The 16,369-nt window shown below is 64.2% G+C and carries 14 protein-coding genes; 7 read left to right on the top strand and 7 right to left on the bottom strand.

Annotated features, from left to right (window positions below; genetic code table 11):
- Positions 1-62 precede the first annotated feature (62 nt).
- Positions 63-323: a hypothetical protein gene (locus V9K99_RS33740; protein WP_337323753.1), complete on the top strand. Its 261-nt coding sequence runs from the start codon at positions 63-65 to the stop codon at positions 321-323.
- 47 nt (positions 324-370) lie between these two features.
- On the opposite strand, the gene V9K99_RS42800 is transcribed toward V9K99_RS33740, so the two are convergent.
- The 3 genes from V9K99_RS42800 to V9K99_RS33730 all read right to left on the bottom strand — a co-directional run bounded on the left by V9K99_RS42800 (position 371) and on the right by V9K99_RS33730 (position 3,954).
- A complete protein-coding gene (locus V9K99_RS42800; protein WP_443137123.1) occupies positions 371-1,414 on the bottom strand; it encodes a DUF6011 domain-containing protein in 1,044 nt (347 codons plus the stop codon).
- A 621-nt stretch (positions 1,415-2,035) separates the two neighbouring features.
- On the bottom strand, positions 2,036-2,422 hold the full coding sequence (locus V9K99_RS33735) for a hypothetical protein (RefSeq protein WP_337323754.1): 387 nt from the start codon (positions 2,420-2,422) through the stop codon (positions 2,036-2,038).
- Positions 2,423-2,559: 137 nt separating this feature from the next.
- Positions 2,560-3,954: a hypothetical protein gene (locus V9K99_RS33730; RefSeq protein ID WP_337323755.1), complete on the bottom strand. Its 1,395-nt coding sequence runs from the start codon at positions 3,952-3,954 to the stop codon at positions 2,560-2,562.
- 332 nt (positions 3,955-4,286) lie between these two features.
- Here V9K99_RS33730 and V9K99_RS33725 point away from each other — a divergent pair, with 332 nt between their 5' ends.
- From V9K99_RS33725 to V9K99_RS42795, 6 genes are all read left to right on the top strand, one after another.
- On the top strand, positions 4,287-7,151 hold the full coding sequence (locus V9K99_RS33725; RefSeq protein WP_337323756.1) for a helix-turn-helix transcriptional regulator: 2,865 nt from the start codon (positions 4,287-4,289) through the stop codon (positions 7,149-7,151).
- A gap of 813 nt (positions 7,152-7,964) precedes the next feature.
- Positions 7,965-8,423: a hypothetical protein gene (locus V9K99_RS33720; protein WP_337323757.1), complete on the top strand. Its 459-nt coding sequence runs from the start codon at positions 7,965-7,967 to the stop codon at positions 8,421-8,423.
- A gap of 516 nt (positions 8,424-8,939) precedes the next feature.
- Positions 8,940-9,287 carry a hypothetical protein gene (locus V9K99_RS33715; protein ID WP_337323758.1) on the top strand — a complete coding sequence of 116 codons (348 nt, stop codon included), beginning with the start codon at positions 8,940-8,942 and terminating at the stop codon, positions 9,285-9,287.
- Between the two features lie 247 nt (positions 9,288-9,534).
- Entirely contained in the window at positions 9,535-10,083 is a 549-nt protein-coding gene (gene tcmP / locus V9K99_RS33710; RefSeq protein WP_337323759.1) for a three-Cys-motif partner protein TcmP, read from the top strand.
- Positions 10,084-10,121: 38 nt separating this feature from the next.
- Positions 10,122-10,739, top strand: a complete 618-nt coding sequence (locus tag V9K99_RS33705; protein WP_337323760.1) for an AAA family ATPase — start codon at positions 10,122-10,124, stop codon at positions 10,737-10,739.
- Positions 10,736-11,443 (top strand): RloB family protein, encoded by a 708-nt coding sequence (locus V9K99_RS42795; protein ID WP_443137107.1) that lies wholly within the window; start codon positions 10,736-10,738, stop codon positions 11,441-11,443. Before V9K99_RS33705 ends, V9K99_RS42795 begins: the two co-directional genes overlap by 4 nt.
- Positions 11,444-12,167: 724 nt before the next feature.
- Here the strand turns inward: V9K99_RS42795 and V9K99_RS33700 are convergent.
- From V9K99_RS33700 to V9K99_RS33685, 4 genes are all read right to left on the bottom strand, one after another.
- Positions 12,168-12,803, bottom strand: coding sequence for a hypothetical protein (locus V9K99_RS33700; RefSeq protein ID WP_337323761.1), 636 nt, complete (start codon positions 12,801-12,803; stop codon positions 12,168-12,170).
- Complete coding sequence (locus V9K99_RS33695; RefSeq protein WP_337323762.1) at positions 12,800-13,666, bottom strand: hypothetical protein; 867 nt, start codon at positions 13,664-13,666, stop codon at positions 12,800-12,802. Before V9K99_RS33695 ends, V9K99_RS33700 begins: the two co-directional genes overlap by 4 nt.
- Before the next feature lie 818 nt (positions 13,667-14,484).
- Positions 14,485-15,438, bottom strand: a complete 954-nt coding sequence (locus V9K99_RS33690; RefSeq protein ID WP_337323763.1) for a hypothetical protein — start codon at positions 15,436-15,438, stop codon at positions 14,485-14,487.
- A 205-nt stretch (positions 15,439-15,643) separates the two neighbouring features.
- Positions 15,644-15,976 carry a histone-like nucleoid-structuring protein Lsr2 gene (locus V9K99_RS33685; RefSeq protein WP_337323764.1) on the bottom strand — a complete coding sequence of 111 codons (333 nt, stop codon included), beginning with the start codon at positions 15,974-15,976 and terminating at the stop codon, positions 15,644-15,646.
- Positions 15,977-16,369 lie beyond the last annotated feature (393 nt).

Below are 16,369 nucleotides of genomic sequence, written 5' to 3'. Positions count from 1 at the left end.
TCTCGGCATCGGCATCGGCGTCCTCCTCCGCGCACACCGTGGGCACGCAACCACATCCGCGCGTGCGAACTGCGCGAGCCACCCGCCGGGTCACGCCGAGCGTTCTGGCAGCCCGCGCAGCTGAACACAGCGAACCAGGCGAGATTCTCGCCGAGCATGGCAGGCATACGGTCGACCTGCTCCTGGACCGGTCGCGAGTGCGCGCCGAACGGGTCGCGGCTGGCCAGGCCGCGGTAGTCGGCCTGCGCTACCGGCTGGCCGACTGGAGAGCTCAGGTCGCGGCGGCCCACGGCTTCGAGGCGGTCACCGCGGCCGCGCCCTAACCCGGTCGACTCGAACTCGGCACGAGATCGTAGAACGAGGTCTGAGGTCAGTGCCGAAGGACTTGGTCTGCTTCACGCCACGCTGCTCGGAGGTGATGGACTGCCTCCACCTCGGAGATCAACTCTCTGAATTGGGGTGAGCTGGACGCTGTTGCCGCGACCTTGGCGATCACTTCGGGACGATAGTGCGCTCGACAAACCGGCCCGACGCCGACCAGGAGGCTGTAGGGATCGCTGAGGGGATGGCCGCAGTAGTCGCAGAATCCCGCAGCCGGCTGCCCGTGCCCGCGGGGGACGGGCCCTCTGCGGCGCAATAGGCGTTGCACCTCGGACTCGTTGCGTGTTTTGTGAATCTCTTGCGGCGAGTCCTGGATCTGTGCTGCGTCGTAGGTCAGGCCCGGCAACGAGGCGAAAACTGCCTCGACCTGCGCAACCGCCGCGGCGACGGTCCTGCGCCGCCAGATCAGGGCAGCAGGTAGCCCTGGAGAAACTCTGGGAGCTGGCCGCAAGGGAAGTGACCAAGTCTGGCTCAGTGTTTCGGCCTTCGGGAACAAGCGTTCCCAGAAGCTCCGAACCTGGACCTTCGCACATACCCAGAACGGATCCGGCGAGTCCAGCGTCAATGCACGAATTTCAAAGGGAGCGAGACCAAGCTCGGCGCTGGCAGCGGTGACAATCACGGGACCGGAGCGAGGATTGCCCGCGGGTGTCACGAGCCGGCTGCGGAGCAACGATGACCGGGTGAGCCGCAGTCGACCGTCTGTGGCTACCACGCCGTCGTGCCCCTGGAGGAGGACGGCTCTGACGTAACCCCCAGGCAGCCCGGTGGACAGCGAGATCCTGTGACCGAGGCGACTGACATCTTCGCTGTCTCCTCCGCGCAGCAAAGCCAGGGCCTCGTCCCAGATCCGCTGTTGGAAGCGCGCGCCTGCATCGCTCGCTGTGGCTCGAGGCGAAGCATCGGCAGCCTGCGAAGGGCGGCCCGCTAACCAGACTGGTGGGTGAGCCTCCACCTTACGCACGGCCCCTTGGCGCTCGAGCCGATGCAGGATGCTGTTCACGGTCGATTTGTCGCAGTCGGCGAATCCCATAGCACGAAGGGCACTCGCCAGGGATTTCGCGTCGCGTCCACGCTCGTGCACCAGCAGGAATACCGCATCGGACAACGCTCCCCGATGCGCTGAGTTCTCGCCTGCCGCCGACGCCGTTGGCTGGTCCATCTTGTCCCCGTTTCCCCCGGAACCACAACGGGCTCCAATTCCCCCTGACTATCGGCACACACTGACAAGTTGTTACATCTGGCAAGGTGGCCCGATCCGAATTCGGCCGGGCGTGCCGATAAGGAACGGCGACGGACGACGACGGACCTCGGCGCGCTGGCTCGGGATTGGGAACACCGGGTGTGCCGCGGGCTCACGCCCACCCGAACAACTGGAACCGGGCACACCCGGAAGAGCGCGGCCGGGAGCAATCGCCGAATGCTTCCCGTTGGCTCCTTACTTGCTGGCGTGGCAGACGGCGAGGTAGTCGGCCCAGCTGTCTTGTGCGTACCGGGCCCAAACGCAAGTCATCCTGTTTGACTGGCAACCGGTGCATATTCGGAGTGTGCAGTATCGCGTCCGCCTCAGGCGATCGGGGATCTGAGTTCGTGAGCGGTGTTGGATCAAGAACATGACCGGGCGGCATCCCGGTCGAGCTTCGACATCTAATACTCAAGCGCGTGTGAGCTCGTACGCCTGGAATATCCGCTCTTGGCCTGTGCACGAGACGACGTCGGCTACGGCTGTGTCTACATAACCTCCACCGACATACACCTCATTGCCTGGCCGGGCGGCCAGCTGCCCAGCTGCGTCAATCAGGGCCGGTGTGCCGTCACGGAGTGCGACACTCCAGCCTGGGGGCCAGGCCACATCGATGTCGACGAGGCGGTTGGTGCCGGCAGCAGTGCCCATCGGGGTGCGGACTACCAGGCAGTTTGTTGAGGTGTCGATCTCGAGGGTTCCGATCAACTGAGCCTGTAACGCCACGGTAGGGGCTTTACGTTGAACAGTCAGACCGGGCATCGCAGCGTCGGGGTTCTGCGTCGCGTCGCGGTTCATCGGATCATCTCCAGGGCTGTCTCTGAGCGCCCGATCACCGTGCCTGCTAGCAACCTCGAGAAGCGAGCACGATGAGGCGTCCGCGGCCGACGAACGTCCGGGCTCTTGATGCTCGGCGTCGCCGCTCTGGGTCTTGTCTAGGGCGTGAGTAGCGAGGCCTGCACCTTGCTGCTGATGTAGGTGACCGGTACCCAGACACACGCACCCTGGTACGTTCCTGAGCTGACGGCGCCGCGATGCTGACCCCAGGCAATGACGTCGCCGGGGTAGACGCTGTTGGGACCCGCCGTGGTCAGCCAGGGCGCGCCCGAGTCGCCTTTCGCGCACGTACTTGTCCACATCAGGACGACGTAGGCACCTATGCCAGAGTCATAGAACTTCGTGCTCCTGATGGTTGAGACGACAAGTCCGCTCCTGGCCCCGCTCAGGGCGACGGTCGCTCCCGCCGCTGGCGCGGCTGCGCCGCGCACGAACCGCCAGTTGTTTGTGGCCTGGTCTCCAACGAAAGCCGAAGGATGGAAGTCGTAACTGGAATAGAAGCCTCGGATCAACGTCGTATCCGCGGCCGCGCTGTAAGGAACAGGGGCTTCACCCGACTCGCCGGTTTCCCAGACGCCGACGGGTCTCTTGTCGTTGAGCCAAGGGACGTAGTCACCGCCGCCTTCGTTGCAGTGGTTTGCCGTGCTGCCGTACTCCCTGCCGGTGCCCCACTGCTTCCAGTTGAAGCCGGCCGTGCACAGCGCATTGGTGGTCGTCGCGGTCACGTCGGCGCGGCTGAGCCACGCGCCGCCGCTCCAGGATAATGCAGTGTCGTGTAGACGCGACTGGGTCTTCACGATCCCGTCGGCCGGTTGGTCGGGTGCCGGTGTGTACGGCTGGAAGACGATCCTGTCATCGTTCAAGGCCGTGATGCGGTCCGCCCACGCCTGGGTGTCACCTCTGTCGTTGCGCACGAGGAACACCACACGGTTCTTCTCGGGGTCATACAAGCCGTCGGCCTCGGTCAGACCGGCCGCCCACTGCTTCTGGGTCGGGAAGAGCCGATCACTCAATTGTTCGAGCTCCGCTCGCGAATACTTCACCGACCGGAATTCGAGTGTGAGGCCGTCGCGTGCCGCACGGGCCAAGGACTTGGCCTGCTCGACCGCTGGCGATGACCCGTCGACAGGCCCGACGAGCTGGATCACCAACACCTTGCGGGCCGACTCCCACATGAGGCCGCCGTCGAGGAGGGGCACCTTGTTCAACGCGGCCTGGACGTGCTCAACCCGCGGCGGTACGTCAGCTTCTCCGGTGATATCGAGTCGGACGGGTTGATCTGGATCGCAGCCGCCAGGCTTTGTGCGCAGCAGCTCCGCACATCCTGGGTATGGCGCGATGTTCGGGTCCGCCGGCGTCGGGTCTGCTTGTGCCCCCTGCATGCTGCTCCCACGGGTATCTGTGACAGACCCGGCTGCGTTGGCCGCTGAAGCACAGGCCAGCCCCGCAGCGATCGCAACGAGAACCAATAGTTTCGCTTTTGGTCTAGACATGTTCCCCACCCCCGGCCTGATGGTACGAGGACCCAACGCGAAGTGGAAGGGTGAAGCCGGCACGGCGCACCGTCCGGGATGCGGTCGGTCCGACCGGCGCTCATTGAAGATCGGCAACCGGATTCTCTGCACTAGTCGATCGCTGTCGCACGGCGCGCGGATTCGTGGCCGGGATGACTCGCTCCGTCACGTTCCTCGCAAGTCCAGTGTCATGACTGAGGAGCTTAAGCCCGCAGCCTAAGGAGCAGGCGCAACGACATCTTACGGCCGACCGATCTGCGGAGGCGGCTCCGCCCCTGGTTGTCTGTCTGACGCTGCAGCATCATGAGGTTGTGACCGCCATACTGCCGGGTCGCGGGGAAGAGGTCGCGTTTTTCGGGCGGTTGGTCGCCGAACTGCCGACATCCTCGGCTGCCGTGATGGTCCGGGGCGAGGCGGGCATCGGCAAAACCGCGCTAGTTGAGTCCGTGCTCGAAGGCCGACCGGACGATGGCCTGCGCGTTCTGCGGGGTGCCTGTGCGCCGATGGCGGGTGCGGCGGCGTACAGCGGGTTGGACATCGCTCTCGGTGCTGCGCTCAGCGCCGGTGTCGGGCTGGGCGACATCCTGTCACCTGCGGCAGGTCGTGCGCGGGCGCTCGAGTCGCTTCGGCAGGGACTGGAAGACGGTCCACCGGGCGGCACAGTGCTCCTGGTCGAGGATGCGCACTGGGCCGACTGGTCGACCCTCGACTTCCTGGCCTACCTGACCCGCAACCTGCCTGTACGCGGGCTGCTGGTCATCCTGACCTGGCGCGACGAGGTCACCGATGCTGATCGGGAGGCCTGGCTTGCTGAGCAGTTGCGCAGCCCAAGGCTCACCGATGTGCAGTTGCGACGGCTCACCGCGGCCGAGACGGCCCTGCAGGTAAGGAACCTGCGGTCAGACGCGACGCTCGAAGAGGTGGAACGGATCCACCAGCGCAGTGCGGGAAACCCATATCTCACCGCCGAACTGGCAACCCTCGAGCCGGCCGTGCCGGCCTCGCTACGTCGTGTGCTGCTCAGCCGCCTGCAACTTCAGTCGCCCGCCGTACGGACGCTCGTTGCCGCTGCCGCGACGCTGGCCCGCCCGCTTACCGACGGTGAACTGCTAGCAGTGGCCGGTGGCGAGGTCGACCTGATACGGAGGGGATGCGAGGCCGGCATCCTGGTCAGGGACCCCAACGGTAGAACCACCGCGAGACATCCGGTCCTCGCCGAGGTCGCCTACGAGAGCCTGCTGCGACCGGAACGCCAGCAGATTCATGCTCGCCTAGCACGCCACCTCAAGGCGCACCTGCGGGCTCCGGCCAGTCCGTCGGCCGTGGCTGAGGTGGCCGAGCAGTACCACCGCGCCGGCGACCCGACAGCTACCCTGCGGTGGTCGATCTCGGCTGCGCGCGCCGCCGAGGCTAGGTTCGCTCTTGCCGAGGCCGGCCATTGGTACGCCATTGCGGCAGCGGTTGTCGAGGCGACCGCCGATAGCTCGGATATGCCCAGCAAGTTGGAGTTGGCTCAGTCGGCCGCGACCAATCTCGGGAGCGCCGGACAACGGACGGCTGCACTCACCGTACTCGACGAGGCCCTAGCAGGGCGCGACGACACCGCTGAGCTGGTTCCCGCCTTGCTGAACAGGAGTTGGCTGCGCATGCATGCGGGCGACTCCGACGCTGCGCTGCGCGACGCCGAACGCGCCAGGTGCCTGGTCCCACCCGGAGATGAACTGCTCCTTGGGCGCACCCTGGCGAACCATGCGTTGGTTCTGTTGGAGTACGCGCGCTACATCGAAGCTGCCGAGTTGGCCACGGCCGCGCTCGAGCTGGCGCTGCGATCAGCTGACACTCGAACGGTGGGGCAGGCGAAGATCGCACTCGGCATCGCCAAGGAGGCGCGCAGTTGGGGCGAGGACCCCCACCAAGCCGCCGAAACATCCGCGGCCGGGATCGAAGACTTGCGCGCGGCGATGTCGATCGCCCGACAGGTGGCCGAGCCGGATGACATCGCCCTCGCAGGTGTCGGGCTCTCGAGCGCCTACCTCGCCCGGTATCAGCTCGACGAGCTGCTCGAGGCCGTACGCCTGACCCAGCGTGAATTGCGGCGATACATGTCGGGTCGGCATTGGCTCGAGGACATGATGGAGTACTGCGTCGTCATCCGCCTGTACGAACTCGGTCGCTGGGACGAGGCCCTCAGTTTCGAACGCAGTTCGGCAACGCCGGAGTTGCCGATACTCGAGCAGGCGATCGCACGGATCAGAATCGCGCGCGGCGAACTACGCTGGGCGGGCCAGCTGCAGCACCTGGCAAGCGTTGCAGATCGCGACGATCAGCCGATGTTCAAACTCAACTACGCCGAGGTGCAGTGTGAACTCTGCCTGCGGCTCGGCCGTGCGGACCAGGCGCTCGCTCTGGCCATCGCCGCAGCCGAAGTCGTTCACGGCACAGAAACTGAGAATGACGGGGAGGTTCTACTGCTAGTTGGCCTTGAGGCCGCCGTCGCGGAACATGCGCCAGAGGCGTTTGAGCGACTTGTAGATCTGCTCCGTGGCGCAGTCGGCGGCGTCACGGCAAACGCCGTCGACGCCACGATCGAAGCCGAGCGGTCCCGTATCGGCGGAGCTTCCGATCCGGAGCGGTGGTTGACCGCGGCCAGGGAGTGGAGCGCGCTCGGCCATCCGTATCCGGAGGCGAGGGCGCGCCTGCGCGCCGCCGAGGCCTTTCTCGCACAGGCACGTGTTGCAGGTTCCCGCGCACGAGCAGCGAGTGAGCTCGAGACCGCCAGGTTCACGGCGGAGTCCCTGGGTGCCGCTCCGCTGCGTGAGCAGATCGACGAGCTCGCCAAACTAGCGCGTATCCACCTCAGCGACGCCGTTACCATGCATGGCGGCAAGCCAGATGCCGCCGCAAACGACGACTATGGTCTGACCGACCGCGAGCGCGCCGTGCTCGCACTGCTCGCGGACGGCAAGACGAACCGAGAGATCGGTGCCGCGCTCTATATGAGCCCAAAGACCGCTAGCGTCCATGTCACCCACATCCTCGCCAAGCTCAGCGTCCGCAGCCGCGTCCAGGCCGCCGCGATCGCGGTGCGGCTGGGGATCGCCCGGTCAAGCACAAACGACCGTGACCAGCCTCGGGATGAGGCCAGCGACCCGCATGGATCGGCCGGGCGACCATGATGGCGCAAAAGCCTGCGCCACCGAGGACGACACGTTCAATCACAGAAGCCGCGTCACGTCGCCGAGGACTTCGCCCGAAACGATTCCGGGAGATCCTCGACCACATGTAGCCGCACGAACACTGATGCGTCCGTGTGAATTGGCACCAGACTCGGTTCGACCTCGCCTTGCACCTGCACCCGTGTGGCCGTGCCTGCTGCCGCGCGACTGGCCACCATCGACAGCCCGGCCGAGACTTTCGCCTGGCCCCGCTAGACGTTCGCGAACATGCGCGGCACATGACCATGGCCCCGAGCGCGGCCGCCACCTGAGCGGGCGACGGGTCGGCTAAGGCACCTCCGCAGGCAACTAAGGACATGCCGGCCCGCGACCTAGCCGATCGCCAGATTCGACCGCAAGTGACTTAGTCCCACGGTGAAAGGGAACCCGGCCGTCGGCCGGACCGAGGCCAAAGAGGTCACCATGAATCCCAATCTTGAAGCGCTCGCTGCCGATGGACTCGCCCGCCTGCGCCAGGCAACTCAGGTCGACCGACGCCGGCCGGCCGGCGTCCCTGGATCGCCGCCATCGTCTGAGCCAGCCGCGTCAGTTCGAGCGCCCGTCTCTGCGAGCAATCGAGTTCACAGGAAGCGGGCTCACAAGTTAGGGCTCGCCGCAGTTGCGGCGTGCTCGATCGCAATGCTCGCGGCCTGCGGCGGCAACGCTTCGGGACAGCAACCCACGACACCCTCGTCCAGCACGCCCGTGGCAGAACCACCCACGGCGCCGGTTCCCCCACCCATTTCTTCCCCACCGGTCCCTTCACCTCCGGTCATGTGCTCTGACCCGGTAGGCAAGCCTGGCAACATCCCAGCGCTCGTCGAAGAGGCCTACGACTGGCCACTGACCAACGGTCTCCACATGCACAGTCGGGTCACGGTCAACAGGAACTCAGGCGGGATCGCAGGATCGACGCACACGTTGAACACGAACCATCTGGAGGGGTTCCACGCCAGAGTCATGGCTGTTCTGAAGAATGGGTGCGGCGAGGTAATCTACGTAACTCCGCCCGAGGCCGTCGGTGTGGACGCGAACCAGTTCTTCCTCAGGTGGGAGGACTGGTTCGAATGGACAAAGCCGGTTGACCTAATGGTCACTCAACGCACGGCATCACTGCAGGTGGTCAACAGCCGCGGCGGAAACGACACGACCGACAACTTCAACCGATTGCGCGGCCTCGCCTGTTCGTACTGGGAAGCCCAGCGGCAGGCCTGCCCCATCCCCACGCTTTAGCACACCCACCACCAGGGTCCGGGTGGGCGGGTCGACCACCCGGACCTCAGCTTCCACCATTGGAGGAAGGTGCCAGTATGTTCCCGACACCGGCACATCGAGCGATCGTGGCGATGCTGGCCGAGGGCCGCCCGGTCTGGTACGTCGCTGCGGTTACCAATGCGACCGGCACTACGACTACACGGTCGGAGCTGAGCACGGCTACCCGAACCGCGTCGCACTGACGCGCTCGCTCCACGAGCCCACCACCGCCGACGCCGACTCGCGGCAACGGCATGAGCCATCAAACCAGGCGTACCCGCGTGCACGTAGCCTGCGCGACGGGACGCATGCTGACAGCTGAATCGACCCCGCCGTTCGACCTGCCTGCTGCGCACTGCGGTCCTTGGCACCTCCCCAAGGCGCCGGAAATCGATCCGGCCATGCAGCAGCTCCCGTCGAAGCTCGGCCAACGACAAAGACCCCTACGTCACGGGCGACTGCACCATAGACTGGTGCAGTCAACTCCGATGGCCAATGCTCGGTCCGAGACGGTGCAACCTGCCGCTCGTTCCCGGCACGAAGTCACTGGTCTACCCGGCCGACGTCGCGGCCATCACCCGCACGTGCGCTCAACGGCCGATCCGCCGCCCCGTCGAGCCGCCCGGATACGTCGACACCAAGCACGCCGCGCACCACCTGGGGCTCACCGGTCCCTACGTGAGCCAGCTCGCCGCCGAGGAGAAGCTGCCCGCGATCTTCCAAGACGGCCAGTGGTGGTTCGACCCAGAACAAATCGAGCTGGTCCGCCGCGCCCGCCGAGCACGGCGTGACCGGGTCGTCCATCGCCGGCCCATGCAGCGGCACGGCGGCACACCGTTGTGAAGCCGCCCCGGGCGGAGGACCGTGGTCCGGCGCCGTCTCCACCCATCGTCGCCTCGGCAATGACGGCGGCTAAGGGTCACTGCCTTCGACGTCGATGTGGACGCAGTTCTGCGCCCGTGATCTCGGGGAGGTCGGCGTAGCCGAGCGTGGGTTCCGGATCTTGCGTCCCGCCGTGAATCAGATGTTGGTTGTACGGTAGCCAGCAGTAACGACAGGCCGCGCGGTCGAGCGCCGACACCGGCCCACGATGGCGGAGGACCCGCACTTGAAGCCAACGATCTGGGCGCTCAGCCCCCACACCAAGGCAAAGCACGACCTGCTGCGCAAGTACCTCGGTGGCTGGTTCCCGATCCTGTCTCGCTGGGAGAGAAAGGTCATCTTCCTCGACGCATTCGCAGGCCCCGGCGTGTACGCCGGCGGCGAGCCCGGCTCGCCGCGACTGGCGCTGGAGACGGTGCTCGACCACAGGCATTTCAAGAACATGACGGGTACCGAGTTCGTCTTTCTGTTCAACGAGAAGGACCCTGCGCGCTACGAGTCGCTGAAGAAAGTCGTGGCGGACCTCGAAGCCGAACGCAGGGGCTGGCCGTCCAATGTCCGCGTCATCGTCGAGAACATGAACTTCGTCGACCTCGCCGACGAGATGATCGCCTCCCTCAGCGGGGAGCGTATGGCACCGATCTTCGCGTTCGTCGACCCGTTCGGGTACCGCGATGTGCCGCTGGAGAAGATCCGGGCCATAACCCACTCACTCTGGACCGAGTCGAGAATGACCCCAAGGTTGCCCAGCGTCTAAGGTCATTACTCAAGTATGCCGACCTTGGCATTTGTGACTTGACCGTCAAACATACGGAGATAACTGACGACCAGCGCAGCAGAATGCTGAGGGCGCTGGCGTCATTGCATGACACCGAACCCACGGACGAGCTGGTAATACGGGCGGTCGATATAGCCAATACGACTGTCGAGCTCCTGCATTCTTGTTCGGATGGTTCAGCACCAGTCGCCCTGCCTTTTGACCGTGAATCGGTGGGAACGAAGTCGCTTATTGCGTTGACGGGACCAATCACAGACGCCCTTGCGGAAGGGCACATATTACTCGTTGACGAACTCGATACCAGTCTGCACCCGCGTCTTGTAGCTGAACTCGTGCGCCTATTTCAGAACCCTGAAACGAATCCTCTGCACGCCCAGTTGATCTTCACGAGCCATGACACCACTCTGCTAGGTCACATCGTCTCAGATACCCCAGTGATGGAGAGAGGCCAGGTTTGGTTCGTCCAAAAGAACACCCACGGCGCCAGCGAGATATACCCACTTTCCGATTTCAAACCTCGGAAGGCGGAAGATCTGGAGCGAGGTTACCTCCAGGGACGCTACGGCGCGGTCCCTCTCGTCGACTTTGAGACAGAGTTCCCATACGTTCTCTCCGTTGTGGAAGGCGCTGAGTGAATAGCGGACGACGTGGGAGACGGAAGAATCTAGCCCCAATTCGCGACCTATCCCGAGGCGAGGCTGGGCGCGAGCAGGGAGTACGCCATTTAGTCGTCTGCGAAGGAGAACGGACCGAGAAAGCCTATTTCAAAAGCTACATTCGGATAAAGCTGAAGGACACTCTACTGGATATAGATGTTCAACATTCGTCGGGCGATCCCCTCGAATATGTTAGAGCTGCAATTCGAGGGAAGGCCATTGCCCAGCGTGCAGCAAAGCGCGAGCGGGACGATAACTTGAAGTGCGATCAAGTGTGGTGCGTTACCGATGTGGACACACATCGAAACCTGCCAGAGGCGCGTGTTCTTGCGCGGCGAAACGAGATTCGGTTGGTTGTTACTAATCCGTGCTTCGAGCTCTGGGGGATTCTTCATCTTGCTGGCTGCACCGGGCATCTCTCCAGCGCCGACGCCGCAGAGAAACTGAGAGAATACATGCCGAAGTATGATCCAAAGAAGAACAAGGAGTTTCAACACGAACTTATGGAAGGGAAGTATGCAATTGCGCGATCAAGGGCCCTTGCACTAGGTATAAAACATGAGGGCGACGGGAGCCCTGTCGGAAGCAATCCGTCGACAGATGTCTACTTGCTGGTCGATGAGCTTATCGCAGGAGCGAGGCGTGTAAGAGACGCAGGTCAGGACGGGTACTTTGGACTGTAGGGCTGCGCGAGCGGCTCGTGAGCGGTCCCGCGCGCGGCGCGCCTCTGATCCATGGCGCCCCCTGATCCATAAGGGCACGACACAGCAGCCAGAGCCGGCACGGCCATGTCCTCCGTCGGCCGATGTTTGACGGTCGACCGCCAGGCCGGTCTGCGACAAGTGAGGAAGCGCGGATCGCGGCAATTGCGGATGCCCGTGAACCGGTGCCGTCGTGGCAGGCCGTTCAGCACGGTCGTGGTTTCCTAGTGCCGTGATAACCCAGATCCGCCTCGCGACCCAGGTCGACATCGAAGACCTCGTTGCGCTCGAGGCCCGGTTGTTCGCTGCGGACGCCGGCGAGCACGACCCCATTGTCGACACCACGTGGCCGCAACGACGCGGGGCAGGCCACGAGACAGTACTTTCCCACGTCTCGCATGACGCAAGAAAGTCCTGATGCTCCTCCGAGCGAGACACCCAATAGGTTCCCTCGGCAATGAATTGCATCGATCCTCGTGCCATGGCAAACGACAAATAGCTCGCATCTCGACACGGTTCGTGTCAGATGAGCCGTGCGGCGGCTGGAGGCTACGCCGCTCGCCAGCTGGCTCCTGCAATGCGGCAACCGAGCCGGTCATGCAAGCCGCCAACGATTAAGCCCACAAGTCCGATGAGGGCGCCTCAGTCATCGATGTCCTCTCAAGCGACGGCCAAGCAACGCGTCCCCACATCCGACATTCCTGCTCTAGTTGCGAGATTCCCGCTGTGCCCGGAGTTCCTCGTCCGAGAAAATGGGCCTTAGTTCCGCGTCTACCGCCACCGCATCGTAGCCGCGGACATTCAGACGAGGAGAAACAACAGCAAGGGCATGAGAAATTGCTCCGTCGTCCGATGGCGGGTTGATCCACAGCCACAGGGGCCGGCCTTCCCAATCGACAAGAACTGACGTGGTTCCCCCTTCCGCGGCCTCGATTTCTGCAATGGGGTACAAGTTGCCGGGCCCCTTTTGTGCGTACCGCGTTACAAGGCCGACTAGGGCCGCGGGAGTGACGGGCCCAAAGTGATCCGCAGGCGCTAGTCCGTCGTCAACAATGGTGACACCTTCGACGCTGTGGATTTTGTGCAGATTGAAGAATGGTGACCCTGTCTCGTTGATCGGCAGCAGTAGGAAGTGGGGTGGTTTTACACCTGATGGCGTATGAGTAAGAACCATCGGGGTCCCGACGTAATTGAAGGCTAGCGGAAGATTCTCCTGGCCATCTGCGACAACGACTAAGTCCCACCTATCCTCAAACAGGCGATGGAGGTGCGCCATTACCGGATTCCCTAACTGATCGCGCTTAGCATGCTTCAACAGGTCCTCTAGCGTTGCGTCGATCACGGCACACGTCCTTCCATTGCTCGTCTCCTCAACTCTCCCAACGCGTACAGAGCGACGTCGGCGGCGTGGCGAATGCGCTCGTCCGCCTGTGGCTCAACCTGAGCGCCGGCCACGATGCGGTCACCGAGCTCCACGAGCTGACGAAGGCCGCGTGCAGCTTGCGTGTCGAGAACTCCTTCCTTGCTCAAGCGCGCCGGAATCTTTAGCAGGGCGATGTCGCGGTCAAGCCCGACGCTTTCCGCCAGGTCCCGTAGACGTTCTTCAAGCTCGATGCGGATGCTCACCAAGGACAGCTGCGGATCATCGATCGAGTAGAACTGCGGGTAGGGCTGCGGCCCCCGCGGCCCACCCTGCGCGAGGGCCAGAACTTCTGGCGACTCCCTGATCAGCTCCTCAACTTCGGTCGCCGCTTCATTTGTCACTGCGGCTAGGGCCGGCAGCGAGACAGGACCCACAGTGATGCCATACTCACCCAGCCAAACACGCTGAACAAAGGCGCCTGCGGCGAACGCGACAGCGGCGGCGACGAGAAGCTGCAGCAGAATTGGGCCGGCCCCACTACCCAGGGTTCTACCCAGGAATGAGGCATCGGTGCCGCGCGACGTGACCTCAGTGGACTTGGTCTCCTTGACGGTCCCCGCCTTGCCCGCACTGTTCGAGCTCTCGGTGATTGTTGTCTGTTTGGTCGACGGCGTGTTCTCATTTTCAGCCCGGGCTATCAGCACCAGCGCCAGCAACAACACCACTACGGCGACCACCGCGGCGGCTCTGGACGCGCGGCGCCGCCGGAGTAGTTCTACCGACGGAGTGGCGGTGGTCACCTGATCCGCCGTAGGCGCCAGCATCTCGCTCGAATCAGCCATCTCATCCCCTGCCCCAAAGCCGTCCCTGCCGGGGGCGGCTACAAACCGTCATACCGACCGACCAGGGCGTTGTCGAGTGGCTGGCGCAAGACGCGAACCACGAGTGCGGCCCTGGCTGGCTGAACCTAATCGCGCGATCGCATGCGGACGTGATCGGCGTTGTCTTGGTCAGGCGTAACCAAGAACATCAGCCGAAGCCACCACAACCGCTTGGCCCTGGGTCCCACCGGTGCGCGTCTCCGCCAACCTCCTTGACCCGGACGGACGGACCTCTTACGCGTCGTGCCCCCAGGCTGCCCGCCTTGCTCATCTGTCACTCCGCTTCAAGGCACGAATTGACAGTTGACGGTCAGATGCCAAAGCGCAGGCACGAGCCAGTTGGATTCGCGTGCGAGAGGAAGCGTCCTACGCGCGATAGGCCTGGCGAATTCCAGAGGTCCCCCACCCTCGAGGGCAGGCGTTTGGCCTGCGGGGGTCCCCGATCGCCAGCGCGGGATCTCTGATCTGGTCGCGTAGCGTCGGCCCTGTCGATGGGGTCCGGCGGCCTTCTAAGCCGTCTGTCAACGCCCGAAACGTTCCGCCGCAGCCAGCGCACCTCGGCCGCGGCGGCCTTGCGGTACCCGATCCGGCGACCTGTGTAAGGGCCGGTGGGAGGGCGCTGGCGGTGACCACGCATCTGCGGCGTCCTAACACGCGCTATGCCTCAGGGGCGAGGCGGCCGTGCTGGCCGGAGTGCGGACAGATCGCCACTGAGCTGCGGAGCTGCCGGCTTCGTCCGCGCCTTGGGCAACGTTCTTCACGTCCAGGCGTCTCCGTTCTCATGCCTCGCCGACCAGCGGCACGAAGGCACCGAGAGCGCTGGTGAGAAGGGGCGACAGGATCGTAAAGGCGGTCAGGGGATTCCGTAGGAGCGAAACGTCAAGGTGCAAAAGGGCTTCAAGGCGGGTTCGTGCTGCCACCCATTCCTCAGTTGGCTGACCGTCTGGTGGAAGGGGGAACGTGTGGTCGACCATGGTCCGCGCGGACCTTCTCCAGACGACAATCAGCGGAAGGTTGACAAGTGATGCGATCGCGGCAAACAGCACACCGTAGTAAATGACGTTGACCGTAGGGAACTCGTCGTCTCGGGCCGGGTACGCCTCGAGGAACGCAGCGCGCAGCAAACTCGCGGTCACGATAGCTGCAACCACACCAAGTGCGAAGGCTCCGACGCAGAGTTCAATGAGACGCCACAGACGTAGCAGCTGCTCAATTACGTCACGGCGCGACGGCTTCATATCCTTGGATCGAGACTTCGAAGATGACTCGAGCACTGGCGGGATCGACGGCAGCTCCTCTATCCGCTGCTGTAGCAAGTGGCATGTTTCATGCGCAAGCCAGACGAGAACAACCCACGGAATGCCTGCCAGCAGAGAGGTGGTCAGGACCGCCCCGACTCGCACTTCTAGCGCCTTGACAGGCAACTCTGGAGTGCCACCGCCGACGACGATCCGGCCCAGAATGAGTACGGCAGTCCCCAAGATCCCAAAAGCAAGGTGTGGCCAGAGCTTTAACTCAGAACCAGTGACCCCCCACTCGTTAGCGTTGCGCAAAACGTGGACCGCGGTCAGCAGCAACGCGAGGAACAGGACACTCGCCGTTGCAGCAACGAGACGCCAGACATCCCAAGCAGCGCTCTCAACGAAGGCGTCGCTCGCTTGCGCTCCGGTCGAGGCATCTGCTCCGAGTCCAGCGGCAACGGCAAACACGAGCGCTCCGCTGCTGATCGACACGATCGGAGCCTCAAAGCGATGTATACTTTGCAAGCTCGGCACGCAAGCCCCCCAACTGCAACCACCGCGAACGCCGCAGGCCGACATCATGGCGCCACGTGCAAGCGGCGAATGATTCGATAGCCAGAAGCTACCTGGCCTGCTTGCCGAGAACCAATAGGTCGCTGACCCCCAAGGGCTATCTCGCCGCGTCCAACTTCATCGACTAGTTCGCGGCGTCGAAAGCCTCACGAATGTGCGCCGGGACTCGTCCCCGGTCATTGACCTCGTATCCGTTCGCCCGAGCCCATTCCTTGACTGTGCGAGCATCCGCATCAACTGTGGGACGGGTCACGCGCCTGCGGGGTCCGCTCTTGATTGACCGGCCCGCCTCGACATACGGACCGAGCGCCGCGCGCAAGGCTGCCGCATGCCTGGTGCGGAGGTCGATCTCGTACGACCTGCCGTCGAGCGCGAAGAGCACGGTCTCGCCCTTGCCGGTAGGGATCTCGCGGCCGTCGAGGTCATCGGTCAGCCGAATCTCAACTCTTTGGACCACGGGCCGCCTCCTGGCGCTCGATGCAGGTGCACACAGCATCGTTCATCACGCCCGTGCGGAGGCGACGCACCCGCCGAGAATCTTGCCGTCCAGTCCAGCCCGGTCCTCCCGGCGGGCACACCTGGCCTGCGGAAACGATGTTCCGTCGTGACCGGCCGGTCGCGCGGCCAGAGGGACAGGGACTACCCGGCGGTCAGTCGCCAGGACTCAGAGCTCTCGCCGTGCACCTGCGATCGGGCTGTGTCGGCGCCGTCCTACGCGCGGCGTGGGCGAGGCTAGCTGGGCAGGCCGCAACGGGCTCGCCCACAGCGTCCCTATGTCAATCTGAGCGTCGGTCGGCCGCCTCGGCACGCCGAGCCCGTTGAGCGAACGCGGCGGTGAGCGAACCTGCCA

The organism is Kribbella sp. CCNWLW201 (assembly GCF_037203805.1).
GTDB lineage: Bacteria > Actinomycetota > Actinomycetes > Propionibacteriales > Kribbellaceae > Kribbella.
This window is presented reverse-complemented; position numbering and strand designations above follow the sequence as displayed.